Raw genomic sequence first — 22,928 nt, 5'->3', positions numbered from 1 at the left:
CCCTCACTTCCCGGCCCGCGCCAGGTACTCGGCCGCGCCCGCCGGGTCCAGGAACCAGCCGGCGTAGTCGGAGGGGTCGTCGAAGCCGTTGACGAAGCGGGAGGCCACCTCGGGCAGCCCGCCCGCGGCGCCCAGGATCTCCAGCACGTGCGGCGGCGGGGGCGCGAGGAGCGCGTTCGTCCAGGTGGTGGCGTGCCGGGCGTCGCGCCAGTAGCGCTCGAAGACCCGCTCCATCCACTCCGCGTCGTACGGCCGCTCGCCGCGCTCCAGGATGTCGGACAGGTAGGAGGCCGCGCACTTGGCGGCGTTGTTGGAGCCCTGCCCGGTGATCGGGTCGTTGAGCACGACCACGTCCGCCACGCCCAGGACCCGGGCGCCCGACGGGAGCGTCGCGACCGGCCTGCGCACGACCGGGGTGAAGCGGCCGGACAGGACGCCGCCCTCGTCGGTGAGCTCGACGCCCGCGGCGCGCTCGGCCTCCCAGGGCAGGAAGGTCTCCAGGATCCGCCTGCTCGTGGCCAGGTGCCCGGCGGGGGTGCTGACGTCCGCCCAGCAGTCCATCGGCCCGCCGGGCACGCCCTCGAACACCATGATCTCGCAGGGGCCGGTGACGGTGAGCGCGGGGAACACGAAGTACTCGCCGACCCCGGGGACCACGTTGAAGCACACCGCGGAGTGTCCGGGCCGCGGCGCGAGGCCGTTGACGTAGGTGAGGGCCAGGGCCCGCTGCGGGGCGCGGTACGGCGAGCGCGGCGCGTCCCGCTCGAAGAGCGAGGCGATCGGCCCCTTGCCCGCGGCGACCAGGACCAGGTCGTACTGGGCGGCGTAGTCCTCCAGGTCCTCCACGGTGGCGTCGTGGATGACGACCTTCCCGCCGAGCCGCTCCACCTCGGCCATCCAGGCGGGCATCTTCAGCCGCTGGTCGACCGAGCGGGCCGGGGCGTCGAGCCGGGCGGCCCAGTGGATCGCCGGGTCGCCGTCGGGACCGGCCACCGCGAACTGGATCCCGTCGATCGGCGGGCAGCCGTCCGCCCACAGGTCCAGGCCGAGGTCACGCTCGTGGCCGAGGGCGGTGCCGAACATGGCCTGGCTGGACATGACCCGGCCGCCACGGATGTCCTCCGGGGTCCGGTTGGAGACGACGGTGACGTCGTAGCCGTTCCGCAGCAGGCCGAGGGCGAGGTGGAGGCCCGCCTGACCGGCGCCGACGACGAGGATCCTGCGCATGGCGAGTGTCCTTTCGAGGAGAGTACGAGAGCTTCGAGGAAGCGGGAGAACGATCGAGCGGCGCCTGGTGAAAAGGTACGACGGCCGTCACCGCCCGTGCCATCCGCTCAGCGCGGGTTCCATCCACCTGGCGCGAACCCTCCCCCGGGCCTGCCGAGAGCCCTCCCGGAGCCGCCGGAACATCGCGGAACCGCCGCGGGATCCGCCGAGCGGCACGAGAGGCCGGTGCGCGGGCGTCCGGTCGTCGTCCCCATGACACGGCCCCCGCACACCGCGGTACGACCGGCGCGTGACGGGCACCACCACGCCGGGAGGTTCTCGAATAGAGGCCGCGGAGGATGTCGAGAACGGCCCGGCGGCTCCGTCCCGGGACGGACGCGGCCACCGTGGCCGTACCGCACCAAGGAGACCCAGCATGCCGATCCAGCGGATGGACAACGTCCTCATCGTTGTCGACGACCTCGACGCCGTTGTCTCGTTCTTCGTCGAACTCGGCATGGAACTGGAGGGCAGGGCACCGGTCGAGGGACGTTGGGTGGAGCGTGTCATCGGGATCGACGACGTGCGGCAGGACGTCGCGATGCTGCGGACCCCGGACGGCCACGGCCGGATCGAGCTGGCGATGTTCCACACGCCGAAGGCGATCGGCGCCGGGCCCAAGGACGCTCCGGCGAACACGCTGGGCATCCGTCGCGTCATGTTCGCCGTCGACGACGTCGAGGACGTCGTCGCCCGCCTGCGCCCCCACGGCGCCGAACTCGTCGGCGAGCTGGCGCGATACGAGGACAGCTATCTGCTCTGCTACGTCCGCGGCCCCGAGGGCATCGTCGTCGGACTGGCCCAGCAGCTCGGCTGAAGGCCGCCGAACCGTCCGGGCACCCGTACCGGGGAGGCGCGCCGGACCGCCGGTCGCGTACGCGACCGCAGCCCACCGCCACGTACGAACCCTGGAGCGCGGGGGACGCGGGGCGCTCAGGCCAGGTGGCGGCCGAACCAGTCCAGGACGCGCCGATACGCCTCGGCGGCGGCACCGGCGTCGTAGCGCGGGCCGGTGTCGTTGAAGAAGGCGTGGTCGACACCGGGAAACGTCACGATCTCGTGTTCCAGGCCCGCCCTCTCCAGGGCGGTCCTGGCCTCGTCGCGAGTGGCGTTGACCCGGCCGTCCCGCTCGGCGTAGATCGCGAGGACGGCGGCCCTCGACCCGGAGAGGTCGGCGTCGTCGGGAAGCGGCCCGTAGAACGGGACGGCCGCCGACAGGCGCGGCTCGTCCGAGGCGAGCAGCAGCCAGGTCATGGCTCCGCCGAAGCAGAAGCCGGTGACGCCGAGCCTCCTGCCGGGGGCGCCCCGCTCCAGCTCGCCCAGTGCGGCCTTCAGGTCCGAGGCGAAGCGCTCGGGGGAGATGGCGCCCAGCGCCGCGGTGGCCTGCGCCGGTTCCGCGAAGGAGGCGGTCCCGCCCTCGCGGGAGAGCAGGTCGACGGCGAGCGCGCAGTAGCCGTCGGCCGCCAGGCGCCCGGCGACCGACCGGATGTGATCGGTGAGCCCTCGGTTCTCGTGGACGACCAGCACCGCGCCCCGCGGCTGCGCGGGCGCCGCCCAGGCGCCCCTGAGAGTGACGCCGCTCTCGGTGCCGGAGAAGATGATCTCCTCGGTCGGCAGGGGCGAGGGTCCCGCGGGCGACGCGCCGTCCGGTGGCGTGGCGGACGCCGTCGCCGTACCGGATCCGGCACCGGGTCTCACGGCGGTAGGGGTACCGGCACCGGCGCCGGGTCCCGTGGCGGCCGACACGGTGGCGCTCTTCCCTCCGGTGTTCCAGGCCGCGAGCAGCGCGCCCGCGGCGGGTGCCGCCAGCCCGAGAAGGGTGAGGCGGTGCAGCGCCTCGCGCCGGGGGATGAGCCCTTCCGCGTGGTCGACCGCGACCTCCTCCGCGAGGTACCGGTGAAAAGACGTCACCAGCACACGGTAGGACCGGCGGATGAAAGCCACGGCAAAGCCGGGCCACGCGCCTTCCGAAAACCGGGCCAGCCCCCCACCCGGCGGTGACCCGCGCGAGCGCAGCGCGCCCGTCGGCACTTCCGGCCAGCCGGCCGTGTGGGCTCCGCGCGCCCGTGAGGCCTGTCCGCTGTTGGACACGCTCCACGGCGGCTTTGCGTATTTCTCCATAGTCGGCCGGGTCCGGCAGGTAGACCATGCGGGAATCGGCCGTGCGCGATCTCGCGTCGCCGTACGCACGCGACGGCGCGTGCGGTGACGTACGGGCAGAGGGCTGGAGTGTCGATGGGCGAGACGCGAGGACCGGTCCCGCTCGGCAACAGGCCGGTCTTCGACACCGCGGACCTCGACGAGGCCCGCGAGCTGGTGGCCCGGGTGTTCTGTCCCCACCGGCTGGAGCTCGCCGGTGACGTCTCCGGGCTCGCCGCGCGGCTCAACTCGGTCCGGCTGGGCACCGTGCGGGTGAACTACCTGGACTACGGGGCGGACGTCCGCATCGAGCCGGGGGAGCTCGAATCCTTCTTCCTGGTGCAGATCCCGCTGGCCGGGCGCAGCCTGATCCGGTGCGGCGGCCAGGAGATCGTGTCGACACCGGACCTGGCGTCCCTGCCGTCTCCGTCGGAGTACCTCGACATGCGCTGGGGAGCGGGCTGCCCCCAGCTGATCGTCAAGTTCGACCGGCCGGTCGTCGAGGACGCCCTGGAGCGGATGCTCGGGGAGCGGCTGGACCACCCGCTCGTCTTCGACCTGGGCGTGGACATGACCGCGGGCTGGGCGCGGGCCTGGCGGGCGATGGCCGACCTGATCGTCAGGGAGGCCGAGCACGGCGACGGGCTCGCCGCGCAGCCGCTGGCGATCGCCCACCTGGAGAACGCCATGCTCTCCTCCCTGCTCACCGGGCAGCCGTCCAACTATCTGGAGCGGCTGACCACCCCCCGGCCCCCCGCCCTGCCCAAGGTGGTGCGCCGGGCGATGCGGTACATCGACGAGCACGCCCACCTGCCGCTCACTACCGACGACGTCGCGCGTGCCGTCGCGGTCAGCGGCCGCTCACTCCAGGAGGGCTTCCGCCGCCATCTCGGGCTGACCCCGATGACCTACCTCAGGGACGTGCGCCTGGGCAGGGTGCACGACGAGCTGGCGGCCGGTGATCCGGCCAGGTGCACCGTGACGAACGTGGCGGCCCGCTGGGGCTTCCCGCACCAGGGGCGCTTCGCCGCCCTCTACCGCGCGAGATACGGCCAGGCGCCGTCACGGACACTGCGCGGTGACTGACACCCCTCGACCGTACGCGCCCTCCGCCTGCCACCTGCCTTCCGTCTCCCGTCTCCCCTCTCCCCCGGCCGACGACCGGCAGGCCGCCGATCACAGGACGGAGCCGCCGGGGACGGACACGACCTCCCTTCCCGTTCCGCACGTCGGGCAGGTCACCGCGACGGCGCGACGGCGCGACACCGTGGGCGACGGCCGGTGGCGCCGTTGGCCGAGACCGGTTCGCGCGGGCTTCCCGAAGAACGCCCCGCGACCGGTCTCCGTGTCCGGCCCCGGCTGCCGCCGATCCCGGAGGTGGGGGTCTCACAGGGTTTTGGTGAGTCCTCCGTCGATGACGAAGTCGGTGCTGGTGACGTTCCCCGCCCGGTCGCCGGACAGGAGCAGTACCAGGTCGGCGATCTCGTGCGGGTGGGTGAACCTGCCGGTCTCGGCTTGGGCGGCGGTCTGTTCGGCCACCGCTCCGGGGTCGGTGCCGCTCGCGCGGGCGACGGTCGCGGCGACGCCTTCGTCTCCGAGCCACAGGTCCGTGGTGACCGGGCCGGGACTGATGGTGTTGACCCGGACGCCGTGGGCCCCGACCTCCTTCGACAGGGCTTTGGAGAAGTTGGTCAGGGCGGCTTTGGCGGCGCTGTAGTCGATCACCGTCGGGTCGGGCAGGAAGGCGTTGACCGAACTGATCGTGACGATGTTGCCGTGCCCGGCCGCGAGCATGGCCGGCAGCGCGGCGCGGGTGGCGCGTACCGCCGCCATCAGGTTGAGCGTCAGGCTGTGCAGCCATTGTTCGTCGGTGACGTCCAAGAACCCCGTCAGGCGCGGCGCGACCGCGCCGACGTTGTTGACCAGGATGTCGAGGCGTCCATGTGCCAGTGCGGCGGCGACGAGGTGGGCCGGGCCCTCGGTGGTGGCGAGATCGACCTCGATCACCTGCACGCTTCCCTTTTGGCCTAGTTCTTCCAGTTCGGGGGTGCTTCGGCGTGATCCGGCGACGACATGGACTCCCTCCTCGACCAGGGCCTGGGTGATGGCCAGTCCGATTCCCTTGCCGGCACCGGTCACCACCGCGACCTTGCCCCGCAGTTTCAGGTCCATGGCATTCCTTTCCGCGGACGGCCCGCGGCGTTGACCGGTGATGGCGGTCAACGCCGCGGATCGCTTTCAGCGCGTCCGCAGGTCGTTCTTGGTGAGCCAGGCCAGGCAGGCCTCGGCCACCTCGCGCCAGCCGTGGTCGATGGTCAGGGAGTGGCCGCGGTCGGGGAACTCCTGGAAGTCGGTGATCGCGGTGGAGTCCCGGTACTGCTTGAGGGTCGCCTTGGTGACGGCCTCGGGGACAGTACGGTCCTCGCCGCCGGCGATCAGGAGCAACGGTCCCCGCGTGTTGTTGCCGGTGTTGACCTTGGCGGGCGAGTGGGGGGAGAAGTTGGCGACGGCGGCCTCGAACAACGGCTTGCCCGGCGCGGGGATGGTCCAGCGTTCGTACAGTTCGGCGGCCTCCTGGGCCGGGATGGCGCGGCGGCCCGCACCAGCCGTTCACACCGGCGGGCGGGATTCTCTCCGAGCCTGACCGCGTGCTCCAGTGCCGCGACGGCCGACAGCAGGTCGCCCCGGCGTCGCACGCTTTTGGCCGTGGTCTCCAGCTCGACGGCGATGCTCTCGTCCGGCCTGGGGGTGGACGCCGCGCGGTGCCAGAGACGGCGGTCCGGCCGGCCGGTGAGGACGTCGGCCAGGGCGGCGTGCACGGCGTGCCTCTGGGAGACGCTCGCCCCCTGGTAGATCGCCGAACGCATGAGCGGGTGCCGGAACGACACCCCGGCTTCGTGCACGTCGACCAGCCGTACGGTGACAGCGGGAGCCAGATCGTCCGCCGTGACCGGTACGGCGGTGATCAGCGCGGTGGCGTCGAGGATCTCGGAAAGGGCGGTGCTGTCGTTGAGCGCGGCCACCAGCAGCATGGTCCGAAGGGTCGGCGGCAACCCCGACATGCGGGCGGTGAAGGCCTGTTCCAGCCGGGTGGTCAGCGGGAGCCACCCCGGCGGCAGGGGCCCCTTCCCGTCCCGCGTGTCCGAGGCGATCGGCAGCTCGACGAGGGCCAGGGGGTTTCCCGCGGCCTCCCGCAGCAACCGTGTGCGCACCGCCGGCGCCAGGGCGGGGCTGCAGGCGTCCAGCAGGGCGGTCGCGGCGGTGTCATCGAGCCGGTCGAGGAGCAGTTCCCGCAGCCCCGCCCTGTCAAGGGGACTCTGGAAACCGTCGCGCATCGCGGCCAGCATCACGATCGGTTCGGAGTCCAGCCGCCGCGCGACGAACGCGAGCACGTCCGCGCTGGCGCGGTCCAGCCAGTGAGCGTCCTCGACGAGGAGCAGGACGGGCGAGCGGGTGGCGGCCTCGCTCAGGAGGTTCAGCGCCGCCAGGGCGATGAGGAACGGGTCCGGCACCCGGGCCCCGGTCAGCCCGAACGCCGCCTCCAGCGCGTCGCGCTGCGGGGCGGGCAGTTCCCCGATCTCGGTACGGAGCGGAAGCAGCACCTGATGCAGACCGGCGAAGGGCATGTGCGTCTCCGATTCCACACCCACCGTCCGCAGGATCCGCATGCCACGCGCGGCCGCGACCCCCGCCGTGTCCAGCAACAGGGACGACTTCCCGATTCCCGCCTCGCCGCGCACCAGCGTCGCCCCGCCGCCATCGTGGACGCCGTCCACGAAGTCGCCGAGACGTCGCTGTTCGGACTCCCGCCCGAAAAGTGCTCTCACTGGCCGGCCCGCCGACATATGAAGCCATGATCGCTCGCGCTCGGGATCGCGTCCGGCGAACTCCCGGTAGGAGCGGACCGGTGAGCCGGGGGTGCCGTCAGATCTGCCGACGGATCGCTTCCGGCCAGGCAGGCCTTGCGCTGCGGCGAAAGCCGGGTCGGAAGCCGTGTCGAAAGCCGAGGGGGCGGCGTTCCCGCGGCCGGACGTCGCGCTTTCTTCGAGGGCGGCGGTGAGGAGGGTGCCGCCGTGCGCGAGCACGACGTTGCCGATGGTGGTCATGATCGCTCCTGCGGCTGGATGGACGGGCCCGGCGTTGTGTCCCGGTGCTCTCCATCCAAGTCGCGCGTACCCGGCACGACCAGGCAGAACAACACGCAGAAGTGGCGCGGAGGCCGTCAGGGCGCGGCGTCGGCCAGGGCGCGGCAGCGGCCGCCCGCCTCGGCGTCGCCGACGGCCTCATACACCTGCGCCGCCCGCGCGTAGGTATGGCGGCTGTCGCCGGTCCGGTCCTCCTCGGCCAGCAGGGCCGCGAGTGTCTCCAGGGCGCGGGCCTGCGGGGCGGGCATCTGGGCCCGTTCCATGAGGTCGACCGCCTCGGTGAGCTTGGCGATCGCCTCGGCCCGATGGCCCAGCAGTGCCAGGCACTCACCGACACGGGCCAGCGCGATCGGCCGGACGATCGCCGCGACGCTCGGCCTCACCCCCGACCGGTCGTCCAGCAAAGTCAGCAGGTCAAGGTAGCGCTCCAGCGCCTCGGCGTGCCGCCCGGCGTCGCGAAGACAGGTGCCCAGCGCGCCGAGACAGTGGCAGTACCGGTCGATGTCACCGTTGTTCATGTGTATCTCCGCCGCCCGGGTCTCCGACACGATGGCCTCGTCGAACCGCCCGAGCCGGCGGAGCGCGCCCCCCGCGTGGTGGTGGGCCAGGGCGACCTGCGCCGTGGCGCCACCGCGGGTGGCCAGGTCCATCGCCCGCGCCGTGTGGCGCAGTGTCGTCTCCGGATCATCTCGCGGTACCAGGTGGACCCAGGCCAGCAGGTTCAGCTGCCCGGCCTGCCGGGCCGGGTCCTCCAAGGCGGCGGCCTCGGCGCCCAGGCCAGCTCGGCCGCACGGCCGGTGAAATCGTCAACCGAACGCGGCAGCTCACACAACCCGGTCGGACGAGCCCGGTGATCACGTAGCCGGCCCTCACGCGCCAGCTCGACCAGCTGCCTGCGATCGGCGCCGGCCAGGCCGAGGGCGTCGGCCAGCGCGGTGACGGTCCGGTGCTGGGGACCCCTGCTACGCCCACGCTCCATGTCCGACAACGTCCGGGTACTGACTCCCGAGGCCTCGGCGAGCCGCTCCAGCGTCAGACGCGCCGCACGCCGATGACGACGCAGCACCTCCGCGAAGCCGGCCGACGTGGTGATCGAATGCTCCTTCTCCGCGAGCTGGTGGAGAGCACCCCAAAGCTTACGCGGAAGACCGGGGACAGTGGCCCTGATCATCCCGTCCTCGCCTCGGCCGAGGCATGCCGCCCGCGCGTGGTCGAGCCTTCGCCGACGGCCTGGGCGCCCGCGACACCGCGCTGACGGCCGCCACTCGGCGCCCGGCCGCCCTGGCCGCGCTCAGGGAGCCGAGCGGAGCGCCCGCCTGGAAGACCATCCCCTCCTGCTACCTGGTCGCCGGCGCAGACCAGGCCATCCCGCCCGCGGCCCGGCGGTTCATGGCCAAGCGCGCCGGCGCGCACACCAGCGAGGTCAGGGACGCCTCACACGTGATCACGATCTCCCGGCCCGACGCCACCACCGCTGTCATCACAGCGGCGGCACGTGCCACCCGCCGATCCCACCCCACACCGACCGGGAGCTCACGCCGAGGCCCTCTCGGTGGAGATCCCCCCGGGCAGGCCGGTCACGACGACCTCGCCCTCCCGGTCGACGGCCGCGCTCACCTCCGCCCCGGCTACCCGCAGGCCGCGTACGGAGAGCGCGCCCAGGGGGGCGCCGGCGAGCGGGCGCAGCAGCATCCGACCGCCGGGCACGTCGGGATAGAGGCCGAGGGCCGCGTGCACGACGGTCACCGCGGCGGCGGCGGACCACGCCTGCGGACGGCAGGCGGCGGGGTAGGGCACCGGCCGGCCGAGCGCCGAGCGGTCGTCGCCGCCGAACAGCTCCGGCAGCCGGTAGCCGAACGTCTCGCCAGCCGCGAGCAGCCCCTCGGCCAGGGTCGCCGCGTGCGTGGCGAACCCGGCGCGGGCCAGCCCGGCGACCACGATCGCCGTGTCGTGCGCCCAGATCGACCCGCAGTGGTAGGACAGCGGGCTGAAGCCGCCCGCGTCCGCCGACATCGTCCGCAGGCCGAAGCCACCGGCCATCTCCGGGGAGACGAGGAGGTCGGCGATCCCGGCCTCCTCGTCCGCGTTGAGCAGGCCGGTGCCGAGCAGGTGCCCGATGTTGCTGGTCAGCGCGTCGACCGGGCGCTTGTCCCGGTCCAGGGCGAGGGCGGGGAACCGCCCCCCCGGCCCGTCCACCCAGAACCGGGCCCGGAAGCGCTCGGCCAGCGCCGCGGCGTGCCCGCGCCAGCGGTCCGCGCCGGGGCGGCCGAACGCCTCCAGCAGGTCGGCGCCCTGCCGGGCCGCCTGGTGGGCGTAGCCCTGCACCTCGACCAGGGCGATCGGCGGCTGGGCCTGGCGGCCGTCGTGGAAGCACAGCGCGTCGCCGGAGTCCTTCCAGCCCTGGTTGGCCAGGCCCCGGCCGCTGGTGTCGACGTACTCGACGAACCCGTCCCCGTCGGGGTCGGCGGGGCCGCCGAGCCAGCCGAGGGCGGCCTCCAGGTGGGGCAGCAGCGCGGCGATCTCTCCGGCGGGGGCGCCCCAGCGCCAGGCGTCGTGCAGCAGACCGATCCACAGCGGGGTGGCGTCGATCGTGCCGTAGTAGGCGGCGGGCAGGTGCAGGTCGTTGCCCTCAACCGTGAAGTCATGCCGGCGCAGCTCGTGCAGGATCTTCCCGGGGGCCTCGCCGGAGGCGGGGTCGATCCTGGTGCCCTGCCTGCGGGCCAGCACCCGCAGGGTGCCCATGGCCAGTTCCGTGCCGAGCGGCAGCAGCATGCGGGCGGCCCAGATGCTGTCGCGGCCGAAGAGGGTGAGGAACCAGGGCACTCCCGCGCCGAGGAAGGTGTCGCCGGGGGCGGCGGTCTCGGCCAGCCGCAGCGAGCGCAGGTCGTCCATGGACTGCTCGAAGAGCCTGCTCAGCCGGTGGTCGGTGGCGACGACCCGGGGCTCCCCCTCCCCCGCCGCCCACTCGGCGGGACGGTCGGGCGCGGTCACCACGGCCTGCGGGTCGTGCACCTCGACCCGCCAGGACAGGGTGACCCGGCCGCGGGGCGCCAGCTCGACCGGCCAGCGCAGGAAACCGGTGCGCGCGTACCCGGTGGACTCGGCGGACTCGGCCCGCGCGCCCGTGCCGGTCACCGCGACCCGGACGCCGCCGGAGTGCCAGGAGATCTCACCGGGCGCGGTGCGCTCCGGCGCGGCCTCGGCGGTGTCGCCGCCGGATTTGACCACCTCGATGGGGGCGAAGTCGCAGCCCACCTCCAGGCTCACGACGGCGGTGACGGGTATGGTCGCGCTGGAGACGATCTCGACACGTTCTTCCATGCCACCCGGTACGACCTGCCGGAACCTCTCGATCCGTACAGTGGGATCGGGGACGGGATCACCCAGCCAGCGGGCCAGCGTGACGAACCTGGTGGCGCCCGGCCCCTGCGGCGCGTGGCCGACGGCCTCGGGCTCACGGCCGTCGATCGTCAGGGTGGCCTGCGAGAGGGCGCGGGAGTCGGCGTGGAACACGCCCTGGACACCGGCCGGGCGGATCTGCCCGTCGCCGCCGCTCAGCGCGACGGTCGGCGCCCGCACGGTGCTGACGAGGTCGTGCAACAGGGGCTGAAGACGGTAGGCCGCGGTGGAATCAGCCACCGTGACCACCGGCGGGGTGGGGGATGAGGCGTCGTCGAGCACGACTTACTCCCTGAGATCGTGTCGAGCCGGTGACGTCTTGACAGACGACGGCCGGGGGGTGCACATTGCGAAACACTCTCTTTACTTGAACGATCCAACCATTACGCTCCGTTTACTTGAACGATCCAATCATGCACCATGCCCCTTTGAACGCTCAAACCCCCCAGAAAGGTACAAATGGCTACTAAGGTGACGATCACCGACGTCGCGCGCCGTGCCGGGGTGTCGCGTCAGACGGTGTCGAACGTGCTCAACAGCCCCGAGCTGGTCCGCGAGGAGACTCGCGACCGGGTGCGGGAGGCCATCGAGACGCTCGGCTACCGGGTCAGCCAGGCCGCGCGGCAGATGCGGACCGGCCGCTCCCGACTGATCGCCACGCGCATCGAGCCGGACCAGGACGGGATCAACGGCTCGGTGCTCGACCGGTTCCTGCACGGGCTCACCGCCTCGGCGGCCCGCGCCGGGTACCGGATCCTGCTGTACGCGGCCGGTGACGAGCGTTCGGAGATCGACACCTTCGACGACCTGGTCGGGAGCCACGAGCCCGACGCCTTCGTCCTCACCAGCACCTACCACGGCGACGGCCGCCCCGCGTGGCTGCGCGAGCGGCGGCTGCCGTTCGTCACGTTCGGGCGGCCATGGGGTGACACGGGTGACACGGGTGACACGGGAGGTGCTGTTGGAAGCGATCCGGGGCATCCCTGGGTCGACGTGGACGGCGCGGCGGGCACCGCGGCGGCCACCCGTCACCTGCTCGACGCGGGCCACCGGCGGATCGGGTTCCTCGGCTGGCCGCCGGGCTCCGGCGTGGGCGACGACCGCAGGTCCGGCTGGGCCAGGACCCTCGCCGGCGCGGGGGTCGACCCGGCGGGACTGGACCAGGCCACCGACGACGGGGTGGCCGACGGCGAGAAGGCGGCCCGCGACCTGCTGCGCGCCGAGCTGCCGATCACCGCTCTGGTCTGCGCCAGCGACTCGCTCGCCCTCGGCGCGCTGCACGCCGTCCGCTCCCTCACGGCCTCGGGGCAGCTGACCGCCTCGGGGCGCCTCACGGCCGAGGGGCGTCTCACGGTAGGGGGCCAGGCCGGTGGCGAGGAGGGCCTGCCGGTCCGCGTGATCGGCTTCGACGACACGCCGGTGGCGAAGGCGGTGGGGCTCAGCAGCGTCAGCCAGCCGCTGGCCGAGGCCGCGGCCGGCTGCGTCGGCCTGCTCACCCGGCTGTTCGACCCGCCCTCCCCCGGCACCTTCGACGCACCCGAGGCCGGGGGGCCTCGCACGCACGTACTGCTCCAGCCGTCCCTGATCCTCCGGCAGTCGTCATGACCGTTTGACCACACGACCGCGCGACCGCCTGACCGTGCGACCACCTGACTCTCCTTCAGATCACCCCCCGCGAAGATTGGAAGACCACGATGAAACAGCCGACCAAGCAGCCCATGCGGCCCATGCGGCACGGCCTCCGTACCACGGCGCTCGCCGCGCTCGCCGCGGGCACCCTGGCGACCTCGGCCGCCTGCGGCAGCGGTTTCGACGACTCCAGCGGCCAGAGCGCCGCCCCGCAGAGCAGCGGGCCCGCCAGCCTGCAGGTGCTCATCGGCTCCTCCGGCGACGCGGAGACGAACGCGCTGCGCGAGGCCGCCAAGACGTGGTCGGCGTCCTCGGGCAGCACCGCGACGATCACCCCCGCCCAGGACCTGACCCAGCAGCTCGGCCAGGCCTTCGCCGGGAGCAACCCGCCGGACGTGTTCTACGTCGACGCCGCGCGCTTCGCCGACTACGCGAGCGTCGGGGCTCTGGAGCCGTACGCGGACAAGATCTCCGACTCCGCCGACTTCTACCCCGGCCTGCGTGAGACGTTCACCCACGACGGCACCTTCTACTGCGTGCCCAAGGACTTCTCCACCCTCGCGCTGATCGTCAACGACGACCTGTGGAAGAAGGCCGGGCTCACCGACGCCGACGTGCCGACCAGCTGGGAGCAGCTCACCTCGGTCTCCAGGAAGCTCAAGGAGAAGGTGCCGGACGTCACCCCGCTGGTCATCGGCGACACCCGCGACCGGGTCGGCGCGTTCATGGTGGAGGCCGGCGGCTGGATCGTGAGCCCCGACGGCAAGAAGGCGACCGCCGACACCCCGGAGAACGTCGCGGGCCTGAGCTACGTGCAGGGCCTGCTGAAGGAGAAGCTCGCCCAGTTCCCCAAGCAGGTCGACGCGGGCTGGGGCGGCGAGGCGTTCGGCAAGGCCAAGGCCGCGATGACGATCGAGGGCAACTGGATCAAGGGCGCGATGAAGGCCGACTACCCGGACGTCAAGTACAGCGCCCACGAGCTGCCGGCCGGCCCCAAGGGCAAGGGCACCCTGTCCTTCACCACCTGCTGGGGCATCGCCGCCAAGAGCAAGTACAAGGAGCAGGCGATCGCCTTCGTCGAGGCGATGACCAAGGCCGACCAGCAGATGGCCTTCGCCAAGGCGTTCGGCGTGATGCCCTCGCGCCAGTCGGCCAAGGACGCCTTCACCCAGGCCTTCCCCGAGGACGCGCCGTTCGTCGACAGCGCCGAGTACGCCCAGGGGCCGGTCAACGCCCCCAAGATGGACAGCGTGCTCGCCGACTTCGACACCGCGATCCAGCAGCTGCCCGCCGGTGACCCCAAGAAGATCCTCGCGAACCTGCAGAAGAACACCCAGGCCGCGCTCGGCAACTGAGTCAGACCGGCGCGCGGCCCCTGAAACGTTCCAGGGGCCGCGCGCCGGACGCAAGGGAGACTGACGTGGCCGAGACAACGACCGCATCGTGGCGTCCCGCGCGCCGCCTTGGTGACAGAGCCAGGGAGAACATCGCGGGCTGGCTCTTCGTGGCACCGGTGGTGGTGATCCTCACCCTGTTCATGCTGCTGCCGATCCTGATGGCGCTGTGGGTGAGCCTCACCGACTGGAACGGGCAGGGCAGCCCGTTCCGGGCACAGGTGCCGTTCGTCGGCGTGGACAACTACACCGAGCTGTTCACCCAGGACGACCTGGCCCGCCTGAACTTCATGACGAGCCTGCGCAACAACTTCTACTACGTGCTGGTGGTGGTGCCCGCCCAGACGGTCCTGGCACTCGGCCTGGCGCTGGTCGTCAACCGCCGGCTGCTGAAGGGCAAGACCTTCTTCCGCACCGCGTTCTTCTTCCCCTCGGTGACCAGCTCGGTGGCGATCAGCGTCCTGTTCCTGTTCATCTTCAGCAACTCCGGCGCGGTCAACCAGCTGCTCGCGTTCGTCGGCGTCGACGGGCCCCCGTGGTTCTCCGACGCGCGGGGCGTGCTGCACGTGCTGCTGGGCTCCGTGGGCCTGGTCGACCCGGAGGCGCCCCCGGCGGCGCTGACCGGCGGCGGCCCGTTCGGGCTGTCGTGGTGGGACTGGCTGTCGGGGCCCAGCGTGGCGATGTGCACGATCATCATCCTGGTCGTGTGGACCACCTCGGGCACGTTCATGCTGATGTTCCTCGCGGCCCTTCAGGACATCCCGGTCACCCTGGAGGAGGCGAGCATGCTGGACGGCGCCAACTCCCGCCAGCGCCTGCGCTACGTGACGCTGCCGATGCTCAAGCCGACCCTGTTCCTCGTGCTCACCCTCGGCCTGATCGCCACCTGGCAGGTCTTCGACCAGGTGTACGTGATGAGCCAGGGCAAACCCGCGAAGACCACCCTGACCCCGGCCTTCCTGTCGTACCAGACGGCTTTCAAGGAGCTGGACTACGGCTCAGGCGCCGCCATCTCGTTCGTCCTGTTCGTGCTCATCGTGGCGCTGGCGGCGTTCCAGCGGTGGGTCATGCGCGACAGGGACGCCAAGGACGGCGGCAGCGCGAAGCGCCTCGCGAAGCGTCCCCCGTCACGCCAGAGGAGGGCATGATGTCCGCGGTCAAGACCCGTTCCGCCCCTGCCCGTCCGGAGGGGGCGGGCGGGGGGATCCGCTCGCTGGTCTCCACCTTCGGCGGGTACGCCGTCCTCGTCTTCTTCTCGCTGGTCTTCCTCTACCCGTTCGTCATCCAGGTCGCCAACTCGTTCAAGACCGAGCCCGACGCCGCGGCCAACCCGCTCTCGCCGATCCCCGACCCGGTGACGCTGGCCGGTTTCGAGCGGGTGTTCGTCGACACCGGCATGCCGTTGTGGCTGGCCAACTCGGTGCTGGTGACCATCGTCATCACGGTCGGCCGGGTGTTCCTCGACTCCCTGGCCGGGTACGCGCTCGCCAGGCTGCGTTTCCGGGGGCGAAAGGCCCTCTTCACCTCGATCGTCGCGATCATGGCGGTCCCGGGGGTGGTGCTGTTCATCCCGAAGTTCCTGGTGCTGAACCAGCTCGGCATCTACGACAGCTACACCGCGCTGATCCTGCCGATCGTCGCGGACGCGGCCGGGGTGTTCATCATGAAGCAGTTCTTCGAGTCGATCCCGGTGAGCGTGGAGGAGGCGGCGCGGATCGACGGGGCGGGCCGGTTCCGCATCTTCTGGTCGGTGGTGCTGCCGATGGGACGCCCCGCCGTCATCACCCTGACGATCATCTCCTTCCAGAGCAGCTGGAACGAGTTCCCGCACACCCTGGTGGCCGTCCAGAACCCCAGCCTCTTCACCCTGCCGCGCGGCCTGGCGGACCTGGTCAGCGGCTCCCTCGGGGTCGGCAGCCAGTATCCGCTCAAGCTCGGCGCGGCGGTGCTCGCGACCATCCCGGTCGCGATCATCTTCGTGATCTTCCAGCGTTACTTCATCCGCGGCGCCAACGAGGGCGCGGACAAGGGGTGAGACGGCGGGGACGGCGGGGACGGCGGGGATGGCAGGAGTGACACGGCGCGGGGAATAGCGGGCCCGTACCGGGTATGTCTGGACAATGCTCATCTTCGGTTTGCGTACGGTGGCCCACCGGCTCGGGGTGCTGACCCTGCTCTGCCGCAACTGCGGCAACACGGCGGCGCAGGTGCTGTCACGGCGGGTCACCAAGTTCAGCCTGTTCTTCATCCCGCTTTTCCCGGTACGAACGAAATACGACATGCAGTGCACCTTCTGCGGGGCCGTGTACGGCATCTCCAAGGACGAGGCGAGCCGGCTGGCGGTCCGCTAGACGTTCCGCCGACGTTCCACAGGGCGCCGATTCCGGGGTACGCGCGCACTGTGCGCCGGGCGTCCGGCGACGACCCAAAAGACACGACCGCACATTTGGAGCCGCCTTTATGTCGGTTTAAGGTTTACTGAAAGAGTCGCCCGCGCCATCTTTTATTCCAATGGGCAATTACCGCTGATCACCGTTTCGGTGCTGATATCCCAACCCCTCAGAACAGCGGGTAAAACGGATAAAGATGATTCACAGCGGCAATAAAAGGATTTCTTCCTCGAAGCACGGCGGACACGCCCAGGCGTGGGCGGCGATGGCGACGATCGCCGGAGCCTTTCTCGCGGCGTCGTGCCAAACTCCCGCCGACGCCTCGGCCCTGAAGACGAATACCGTCCAATTCGATCCGCCATCGGATTTCGTCACCGCCCTCGTGGGCCGCCACCTCTCCGGCGCCTTCGGAAAGTCACGCCTTCGGACGGGGACGAACTGTTCCGGCCCGCGAGGCGCGCGGTGCGCGTGCCGGCGTGGCGACCCCGGATGTTCGCGTGACCGGCAGGAGGCTCGCGGCCGGGCCTGCGTGAAGGGCACGGTGTTGCCCAAGGGGTCCGCGGAGTCGAAACAGATGGTGAGCCGGCGGATCGCGACAAGGATCACCGCCCCCCGGATCCGGCGGCCGGGCGGAATCCCGCGGCCTCGCCCGGCGCTCAGGGGACGGCCGCGCCCAGGGGCCTGCGCACCGTGGCCGACCCGGGCCCACCGGGTCCTGCCGGGCCTCAGGGACCCGCGGGTCCCGCGGGAGCGCCGGGCCCCACCGGCCCCGCGGGACCGGCCGGGGCCCAGGGCCCGATCGGCCGGACGGGTCCGGCGGGCGCCAACGGCGCACCCGGCCTTCCCGGACAGACCGGCCCGGCCGGAGCGGACGGTACGCAGGGTCCGGAGGGACCCGCCGGTCTCGACGGTCTCGACGGTCTGGACGGGCTGCCCGGCCCCTCGGGGCCCGCGGGAGCCGAGGGGCCGCAGGGCCCGGCGGGACCCGAGGGGCCTCAGGGAGTCACGGGAGCCACGGGAGCCACGGGTCCCGCCGGCACCGACGGCGCGCCCGGACCCACCGGACCCGAAGGCCCCCGGGGCCCGGCCGGCCCGGCCGGCGCCGACGGCCCGGCGGGACCGACCGGCGTGACGGGCGCCACCGGCCCCGCGGGGGCCGGCAACGCCCTCGTGAGCTCGCGTGAGGGCTCCTCCGAGTTCACCGCGTACGTCTCCACCGCGGGAACGACCCAGGTCCGGGACCCCTGGACCACTCCCACCTGGCACGGCGTCTCCGCGCTGGCCGGGTATCCCACCGGCGTGAACGAGGTCTCACTTACGGAGGACCCGACCAACCTCTTCATCACGGTGGCGAACCCGGCGGGCACGATCGCCCGGGCGGCCTGCGTCGTGTATCCGGCTCCGGGAGTGCTGCCGAACCCGCCGTGGCCGGGCAACTGCGGTGCCCCCGCTCGCGTCGCGGCGAAGCCATCGAGCCCCCGCCCGCGTCGCGGCGGGACGCGCCAGGACCTCCGCTCCCCGCCGTCCCGGCCGAACGGCCGGCCAACCGGCCGACCAACCGGCCAGCAAATACGCGGCATATCATATCGAAAAAGATAATTGTCGCTAACAAACAAAGGGGTGTTGATTATTTACATTTGTCGCAATTCTCCTTTACGGTGCCGAATCAGCCGGTGCCCGGACGGGACCGGAAACCCGAATCCCAAGGAGACTCCGTGCAGAACGCCCGGCCGCGCTCGCACCGCCGGTCAGCCGCGATCCTGTCCGCCGTTCTCGCCGTCCTGCTCCTCGCGCCCGCCCAGGCCGCGAGTTCCCGGTCGGCGGGCCCCCTGGCGGACGCCTTCGCTCGCGCCTCGGCCGCGTACGACGTGCCGCGCGACCTGCTCGTGGCGCTCGCGTACGCCGAGACGCACCTCGACGGGCACGACGGCGAGCCGAGCGCGAGCGGCGGGTACGGGGTCATGCACCTGGTCAGCAACCCCGCCGTGCGCGTCCTGGAACGCGCGGCCCAGCTGACCGGCACGCTGGCGGCGACCCTGAAGAAGGACGACGCGGCCAACGTCCTCGGCGGCGCCGCGGTGCTGCGCTCGCACGCCGACGCGCTCGGCCTCGACGCCACCGCCAGGAAGGACGCCGGGCAGTGGTACCCGGCAGTGGCCAAGTACGGCAACGCCTCCGGCTCCGAGACGGCCAGGCTGTACGCCGACACCGTCTACGACCTCCTCGGCAGGGGCGTCCGGGCCACCACCCCGGGCGGCGAGGTCGTCACCGTGACGGCCGTGGAACTGCAGGCCGACCGCGGCGTCTACGAGGGCGTGCGGGAACTCGCCGCCAAGGCCCCGAGCCCCGACTACCCGGCCGCGAGCTGGGTGGCCGCCAACGCCGGGAACCGGACCGTCGCGAGCAGGCCGGGAAGTTCCAAGATCGACCGGGTTGTCATCCACGTCACCCAGGGGGCGTACGCGGGCACGATCTCCTGGTTCCAGAACCCCGCCGCGAAGGTCTCCGCGCACTACGTCGTCCGCTCCTCCGACGGCGACGTCACCCAGATGGTCCGCGACAAGGACGTCGCCTGGCACGCGGGGAACTGGTCGTACAACACCAGGTCGATCGGGATCGAGCACGAGGGGTTCGTCAGTAACGCCTCCTGGTTCACCGACGCGATGTACCGCGCCTCGGCGGCCCTCACCCGCGCCCTCTGCGACAAGTACGGCATCCCCAAGGACCGCTCGCACATCATCGGGCACAACCAGGTCCCCGGCGCCACGCACACCGACCCGGGTTCCCACTGGGACTGGGCCAAGTACATGCGGTACGTCACCGGGAGCACCGCCCCCTGGTCGGCGACCGCCGACAACTCCACCTCCGGCGCGTTCACCGCGAGCGCGAACTGGACCGCCTCCACCGCCGCGGCGGGGCGCCACGGCCCCGACCACCGCCAGGCGAAGCCGGTGACCGCGAGCGACGTCGCCTGGTACCGGTTCGCGGTCCCCGCCGCGGCCACCTACCAGGTCGAGGTCTGGTACCCGGCCGCCGCCGGTCACAACGGCTCCGCCCCGTACATCGTCGCCACCTCCACGGGGAGCAGGACGGTGTACGTCGACCAGCGGGCCGGTGGCGGCGCCTGGCGAAGCATCGGGACGTTCGCCCTGAAGGCCGGGACGTACAACGCCGTCGGCGTGAGCCGCTGGACCTCCGGCACGGGACTGATCGTCGCCGACGCCGTACGCCTCACCCGGCTCTGAGCCCCCCGGAACTCCCCGGACCGGTCAGGCGGCCCGCCCCACCCCACCGGAGGCGGGCCGCCTGACCGGGGATCACCCCTTGACCGCTCCCACGAGGCCGTTGACGAAGTAGCGCTGCAGGAGGAGGAAGAGCGCGATGACCGGGAGGACGATGATCAGGGACGCGGCCATCACCTCGTTGTAGTGCGGCACATTGCCAGACAGCAGGGTCTCCAGGCCGAGCGGCAGGGTGTAGAGGGAGGGGTCGTTGAGGGACACCCGCGTCAGGACGTACTCGTTCCAGGTCGGCACCGCGGTCAGCACCGCGACCGTGATGAGGGTGGGGCGGGCGAGCGGCAGGTAGACCGACCAGAAGATCCGGAACTCCCGCGCCCCGTCCGCCCGCGCGGCCTCGCGCAGCTCCCGGGGGATCCCGCTGAAGCCGTTGGTGAGCAGCAGCACCGTCAGCGGGGCGGTGCCGTTGACGAACGGCAGGACCAGCCCCAGGTGCGAGCCCAGGATGCCGAGGTTCTTCTCCAGGATCACCACGGGGAGCAGCACCGTGATGCCCGGCACGAACAGCAGCGAGACGAAGAACCAGAACAGCACCTTCCTGCCGGGGAAGTCCAGCACCGCGAAGGCGTACGAGGCGAGGCTGTAGACCACCAGCACCCCGGCGACGGTCAGCGCGGTGACCTGGAGGCTGTTGAGGAAGTAGTCGAAGAAGTGCAGGCGGCTCCACGTGGACACCAGGGTGTCGAAGGTGGGGTTCTCCGGGATGAGGTTGCCGCCCCGGAGGATCTCCTCCCTGGTCTTGAAGGCGCCGGACAGCATCCACAGGAAGGGGTACAGGCTGATGAGCGCGTACGCCACCAGGGCCGTGCGGGCGACGGTCTTCACGATGCGTGACCCGATCATCGGATCCTCCTGAGCAGGCGCGCGTTGACCAGGGTGAGCAGCAGGGCACCGGCGAAGAGCAGCCAGCCCAGCGCGCTCGCCATCCCCAGGGTCTGGGCGAGCTCCTTCATGAACGAGAGCCGGTAGACCTGCAGGCCGAGCACGTCGGTGTGCCCGCCGGGCCCGCCGTTCGTCATGATCAGGAAGATCTGGAAGCCGTGCAGCGCGTCCCGCACGCCGAGCAGCACGATGGCCGCGGTGAGGGGGGTCAGCAGCGGCCAGACGATGCGGCGCAGCACCTGGCGCGGCGAGGCCCCGTCGATGTGTGCGGCCTCGATCACGTTGGGGTCGATGGCCTGCAGCCCGCTGAGGTAGAGCAGGGTCGCGACGGGGACACTCGACCAGACCAGAATCATGATCAGCGTGGGGAGCGCGGTGTCCGGGTTGCCGAGGAAACCCTGCGGCTGCGACAGGCTGCCCAGGCCGGCCGACCCCAGGAGCACGTTGATCGCCCCGTCGGGCTCCAGCACGTAGCGCCAGGCGTAGTAGACCGCGATGCCGCTGGTGACGTAGGGCAGGAAGTACACCGAGCGGAGCACCCCGCGCAGCCGCCGGACGGAGTTCAGCGCGACCGCGAGCGGCAGCGAGATGGCCACCGTGAGCGCCGGGACGGCCACCATGACCTGGAAGGTGTTCCAGGCGGCCCGGCGCAGCTCGGGGGCGAGCACCGGGTCGGCGTACAGCAGATCGAGGTAGTTCTGGAAGCCGACCCATATCCACTCGGGGGTGAGCCCGTTCCACTTCGCGAAGCTCAGCGCCAGGCCGGTGCCGATGGTGTAGACCCCCATCAGCAGGAAGAGCGCCACCGCGGGCAGGACGAAGGCCCACCCGGTCAGCCACCGCCCCCAGCGGCTCCGGCCGCGCCCGCGCCCGCGACGGGGCGACTCCTCAGGGAGCCGCCCCGCGCGATCCTCGGTGGTGAGGGTGCTCACTTGGTGGACTTCCACATGGAGCCCATGATCTTGTCCATCTCCGGCCCGGCCTGCTGCGGGGTGACCTCCTTGAGCGGCGTCAGCCTGACCATCAGGTCCCCGGGCTTGACCTGGTCGTAGTCGGAGGGGAAGAAGGTGGTGTCACCGGCGTCGTAGGTGGCCTCCGGGGCGCCGGTGAAGTACTTCTGCAACGACGCGAGGTCGGGCCCGAGCAGGGCCTCGGCCTCCGCGCCCAGGTCGGTCGCCGGCAGGTCGAGCGAGTTCTTCGCGACGACGCCCGCGCCCTTGGGCGAGGTCACGAAGTCCAGCCACTTGACCGCCGCCTCCCGGTTCTTGCTGGTGGCGGTGACGCCGAGGGAGGTGAGCGCCAGGGGCGCCATCACGATCTCCTTGCTGAGCCCCTCGGACGACGGCGGGATCGGGAAGGCGAGCACCTTGTCGGGGGTCATCCCGTTCTGCGCGAGGAACGCCAGGGTGAAGGTGCCGCCGACGTTGAAGGCCGACTTGCCCTGCGCGAAGGCGATGTCCGCCTCGTCGATGCCGAGCGACGTGGTGCCGGGCATCCAGTACGGGGTGAGCTGACTGTACAGCTCCAGCGTCTTGATCCCGTCGGGCGAGGCGAAGCCCTGCGCGGCGCCCTTGGCGAACAGCGCCTGGAACCTCTCCTTGCCCAGGTAGGAGTGGGCCAGCGGCTGGTAGGCCCAGTTGTAGCCGGTCTGGCTGACCTTCAGGCCCAGGGAGAGACCGCCCTGCTTGGGGTCCTTGTCGGTGGTCGCCTTGAGCGCGGCGAGGAAGTCCTCCCACGTCTTCGGCGGCGTCTCCGCGTCGAGCCCGGCGGCCTTCAGCTTCTCCTTGTTGGCGTAGACGATGCCGAACGCCCCGGCCGTGAACGGCACGCTGAACAGGGTGCCCGCCTTGACCTGCTTGTACGGCGAGTCGTTGGCCGCGAGGTCGATCCGCTGCTGGGTCATCAGCCCGGCGTCGCGGGTGGTCGGCAGCAGCCGCTGCTTCCAGGCGTCGGAGACGTCGGCGGCCAGGTCGACCAGGAGGCCCGAGGAGCCCATCTCAAGGTCCTCGCCGCCCGCGTGCATCTCCAGCACGTCCGGCAGGTCGCCGGTCTGCGCGGAGCTCTGCACCTTGCTGACGAACACGTCGTCGGGGGTGATCGCCTCGATGGTGACGGAGATGCCCGTCTCGGTCTTGAACTGCTCGGCGGCCTTGGTGAGGGCGTCGGCGTGGGTCCGCTTGAACGTCCACATCTTCAGCGTCTGACCGGCCGCCTGCCCGCCGCCCTGGTCACCGCTCTGCCCGCCGCCCGCGCAGGCGGCCGCGGTGAGTCCCACCGCGAGCGCCAGACCGGCGGCGAGGACCCGCTTGCCTGCTCTCATGTCGCTTCCTTCCCCACTGCCACGATGCGTGCGATGCGTACGGTGTGCGCTGCGTGCGCTGCGTC

General features: G+C 71.8%; 19 protein-coding genes. 8 read left to right on the top strand and 11 right to left on the bottom strand.

Annotation, left to right across the window (positions count from 1 at the left end):
- Positions 1 to 3: 3 nt before the first annotated feature.
- On the bottom strand, positions 4 to 1,227 hold the full coding sequence (locus tag ACSC1Q_RS06995; protein WP_436757824.1) for a styrene monooxygenase/indole monooxygenase family protein: 1,224 nt from the start codon (positions 1,225 to 1,227) through the stop codon (positions 4 to 6).
- A gap of 415 nt (positions 1,228 to 1,642) precedes the next feature.
- On the opposite strand from ACSC1Q_RS06995, the gene ACSC1Q_RS06990 reads away from it, so the two are divergent.
- On the top strand, positions 1,643 to 2,083 hold the full coding sequence (locus ACSC1Q_RS06990; RefSeq protein WP_436757823.1) for a VOC family protein: 441 nt from the start codon (positions 1,643 to 1,645) through the stop codon (positions 2,081 to 2,083).
- Positions 2,084 to 2,199: 116 nt separating this feature from the next.
- Here ACSC1Q_RS06990 and ACSC1Q_RS06985 read toward each other — a convergent pair whose 3' ends face one another.
- Entirely contained in the window at positions 2,200 to 3,177 is a 978-nt protein-coding gene (locus ACSC1Q_RS06985) for a dienelactone hydrolase family protein (protein WP_436757822.1), read from the bottom strand.
- Positions 3,178 to 3,501: 324 nt separating this feature from the next.
- Between ACSC1Q_RS06985 and ACSC1Q_RS06980 the strand changes: the two genes are divergently transcribed.
- On the top strand, positions 3,502 to 4,491 hold the full coding sequence (locus tag ACSC1Q_RS06980; protein WP_436757821.1) for an AraC family transcriptional regulator: 990 nt from the start codon (positions 3,502 to 3,504) through the stop codon (positions 4,489 to 4,491).
- Positions 4,492 to 4,791: 300 nt separating this feature from the next.
- On the opposite strand, the gene ACSC1Q_RS06975 is transcribed toward ACSC1Q_RS06980, so the two are convergent.
- The 6 genes from ACSC1Q_RS06975 to ACSC1Q_RS06950 form a co-directional block, all read right to left on the bottom strand.
- Positions 4,792 to 5,577, bottom strand: a complete 786-nt coding sequence (locus ACSC1Q_RS06975; RefSeq protein ID WP_436757820.1) for an SDR family NAD(P)-dependent oxidoreductase — start codon at positions 5,575 to 5,577, stop codon at positions 4,792 to 4,794.
- A 66-nt stretch (positions 5,578 to 5,643) separates the two neighbouring features.
- Positions 5,644 to 5,928 carry an alpha/beta hydrolase gene (locus tag ACSC1Q_RS06970; RefSeq protein WP_436757819.1) on the bottom strand — a complete coding sequence of 95 codons (285 nt, stop codon included), beginning with the start codon at positions 5,926 to 5,928 and terminating at the stop codon, positions 5,644 to 5,646.
- Positions 5,841 to 7,511: an AAA family ATPase gene (locus ACSC1Q_RS06965; RefSeq protein WP_436757818.1), complete on the bottom strand. Its 1,671-nt coding sequence runs from the start codon at positions 7,509 to 7,511 to the stop codon at positions 5,841 to 5,843. Before ACSC1Q_RS06965 ends, ACSC1Q_RS06970 begins: the two co-directional genes overlap by 88 nt.
- Positions 7,512 to 7,627: 116 nt before the next feature.
- Complete coding sequence (locus ACSC1Q_RS06960; RefSeq protein WP_436757817.1) at positions 7,628 to 8,305, bottom strand: tetratricopeptide repeat protein; 678 nt, start codon at positions 8,303 to 8,305, stop codon at positions 7,628 to 7,630.
- Positions 8,272 to 8,721 (bottom strand): helix-turn-helix domain-containing protein, encoded by a 450-nt coding sequence (locus ACSC1Q_RS06955; protein WP_436757816.1) that lies wholly within the window; start codon positions 8,719 to 8,721, stop codon positions 8,272 to 8,274. Before ACSC1Q_RS06955 ends, ACSC1Q_RS06960 begins: the two co-directional genes overlap by 34 nt.
- A 362-nt stretch (positions 8,722 to 9,083) precedes the next feature.
- A complete protein-coding gene (locus ACSC1Q_RS06950) occupies positions 9,084 to 11,231 on the bottom strand; it encodes an amylo-alpha-1,6-glucosidase (RefSeq protein WP_436757815.1) in 2,148 nt (715 codons plus the stop codon).
- Positions 11,232 to 11,408: 177 nt separating this feature from the next.
- On the opposite strand from ACSC1Q_RS06950, the gene ACSC1Q_RS06945 reads away from it, so the two are divergent.
- From ACSC1Q_RS06945 to ACSC1Q_RS06920, 6 genes are all read left to right on the top strand, one after another.
- Positions 11,409 to 12,554 carry a LacI family DNA-binding transcriptional regulator gene (locus tag ACSC1Q_RS06945; RefSeq protein WP_436757814.1) on the top strand — a complete coding sequence of 382 codons (1,146 nt, stop codon included), beginning with the start codon at positions 11,409 to 11,411 and terminating at the stop codon, positions 12,552 to 12,554.
- An 89-nt stretch (positions 12,555 to 12,643) separates the two neighbouring features.
- A complete protein-coding gene (locus ACSC1Q_RS06940) occupies positions 12,644 to 13,933 on the top strand; it encodes a sugar ABC transporter substrate-binding protein (protein WP_436757813.1) in 1,290 nt (429 codons plus the stop codon).
- Positions 13,934 to 13,998: 65 nt separating this feature from the next.
- The gene (locus ACSC1Q_RS06935) at positions 13,999 to 15,120 is read left to right on the top strand and encodes a carbohydrate ABC transporter permease (protein ID WP_436757812.1); all 1,122 of its coding nucleotides are present in this window, start codon (positions 13,999 to 14,001) and stop codon (positions 15,118 to 15,120) included.
- Positions 15,120 to 16,007, top strand: a complete 888-nt coding sequence (locus ACSC1Q_RS06930; protein ID WP_436757811.1) for a carbohydrate ABC transporter permease — start codon at positions 15,120 to 15,122, stop codon at positions 16,005 to 16,007. The genes ACSC1Q_RS06935 and ACSC1Q_RS06930 overlap by 1 nt, the downstream gene beginning before the upstream one ends.
- Before the next feature lie 85 nt (positions 16,008 to 16,092).
- A complete protein-coding gene (locus tag ACSC1Q_RS06925) occupies positions 16,093 to 16,323 on the top strand; it encodes a zinc ribbon domain-containing protein (RefSeq protein ID WP_436757810.1) in 231 nt (76 codons plus the stop codon).
- A 1,754-nt stretch (positions 16,324 to 18,077) separates the two neighbouring features.
- Entirely contained in the window at positions 18,078 to 19,607 is a 1,530-nt protein-coding gene (locus ACSC1Q_RS06920; protein WP_436757809.1) for a golvesin C-terminal-like domain-containing protein, read from the top strand.
- Between the two features lie 72 nt (positions 19,608 to 19,679).
- Here ACSC1Q_RS06920 and ACSC1Q_RS06915 read toward each other — a convergent pair whose 3' ends face one another.
- From ACSC1Q_RS06915 to ACSC1Q_RS06905, 3 genes are read right to left on the bottom strand one after another with little or no spacing between them, the layout of a single operon-like run.
- Positions 19,680 to 20,504 (bottom strand): carbohydrate ABC transporter permease, encoded by an 825-nt coding sequence (locus ACSC1Q_RS06915; RefSeq protein WP_436757808.1) that lies wholly within the window; start codon positions 20,502 to 20,504, stop codon positions 19,680 to 19,682.
- Positions 20,501 to 21,475: a carbohydrate ABC transporter permease gene (locus ACSC1Q_RS06910; protein WP_436757807.1), complete on the bottom strand. Its 975-nt coding sequence runs from the start codon at positions 21,473 to 21,475 to the stop codon at positions 20,501 to 20,503. Before ACSC1Q_RS06910 ends, ACSC1Q_RS06915 begins: the two co-directional genes overlap by 4 nt.
- Entirely contained in the window at positions 21,472 to 22,863 is a 1,392-nt protein-coding gene (locus ACSC1Q_RS06905; protein ID WP_436757806.1) for an ABC transporter substrate-binding protein, read from the bottom strand. The genes ACSC1Q_RS06910 and ACSC1Q_RS06905 overlap by 4 nt, the downstream gene beginning before the upstream one ends.
- Between the last annotated feature and the right edge of the window lie 65 nt (positions 22,864 to 22,928).

Source organism: Streptosporangium heterodermiicola, assembly GCF_051390675.1.
Lineage (GTDB): Bacteria > Actinomycetota > Actinomycetes > Streptosporangiales > Streptosporangiaceae > Streptosporangium.
The sequence above is the reverse complement of the archived record's forward strand: the minus strand, read 5'-3'. Positions and strand labels throughout refer to the sequence as shown.

Bases quoted from the DNA above. Each gene is read 5' to 3' on its own strand.
- ACSC1Q_RS06995 (WP_436757824.1), bottom strand. From the start codon at position 1,227: ATGCGCAGGATCCTCGTCGTCGGCGCCGGTCAGGCGGGCCTCCACCTC.
- ACSC1Q_RS06990 (WP_436757823.1), top strand. From the start codon at position 1,643: ATGCCGATCCAGCGGATGGACAACGTCCTCATCGTTGTCGACGACCTC.
- ACSC1Q_RS06980 (WP_436757821.1), top strand. From the start codon at position 3,502: ATGGGCGAGACGCGAGGACCGGTCCCGCTCGGCAACAGGCCGGTCTTC.
- ACSC1Q_RS06975 (WP_436757820.1), bottom strand. From the start codon at position 5,577: ATGGACCTGAAACTGCGGGGCAAGGTCGCGGTGGTGACCGGTGCCGGC.
- ACSC1Q_RS06965 (WP_436757818.1), bottom strand. From the start codon at position 7,511: ATGACCACCATCGGCAACGTCGTGCTCGCGCACGGCGGCACCCTCCTC.
- ACSC1Q_RS06955 (WP_436757816.1), bottom strand. From the start codon at position 8,721: ATGATCAGGGCCACTGTCCCCGGTCTTCCGCGTAAGCTTTGGGGTGCT.
- ACSC1Q_RS06945 (WP_436757814.1), top strand. From the start codon at position 11,409: ATGGCTACTAAGGTGACGATCACCGACGTCGCGCGCCGTGCCGGGGTG.
- ACSC1Q_RS06940 (WP_436757813.1), top strand. From the start codon at position 12,644: ATGAAACAGCCGACCAAGCAGCCCATGCGGCCCATGCGGCACGGCCTC.
- ACSC1Q_RS06930 (WP_436757811.1), top strand. From the start codon at position 15,120: ATGTCCGCGGTCAAGACCCGTTCCGCCCCTGCCCGTCCGGAGGGGGCG.
- ACSC1Q_RS06925 (WP_436757810.1), top strand. From the start codon at position 16,093: ATGCTCATCTTCGGTTTGCGTACGGTGGCCCACCGGCTCGGGGTGCTG.
- ACSC1Q_RS06915 (WP_436757808.1), bottom strand. From the start codon at position 20,504: ATGATCGGGTCACGCATCGTGAAGACCGTCGCCCGCACGGCCCTGGTG.
- ACSC1Q_RS06905 (WP_436757806.1), bottom strand. From the start codon at position 22,863: ATGAGAGCAGGCAAGCGGGTCCTCGCCGCCGGTCTGGCGCTCGCGGTG.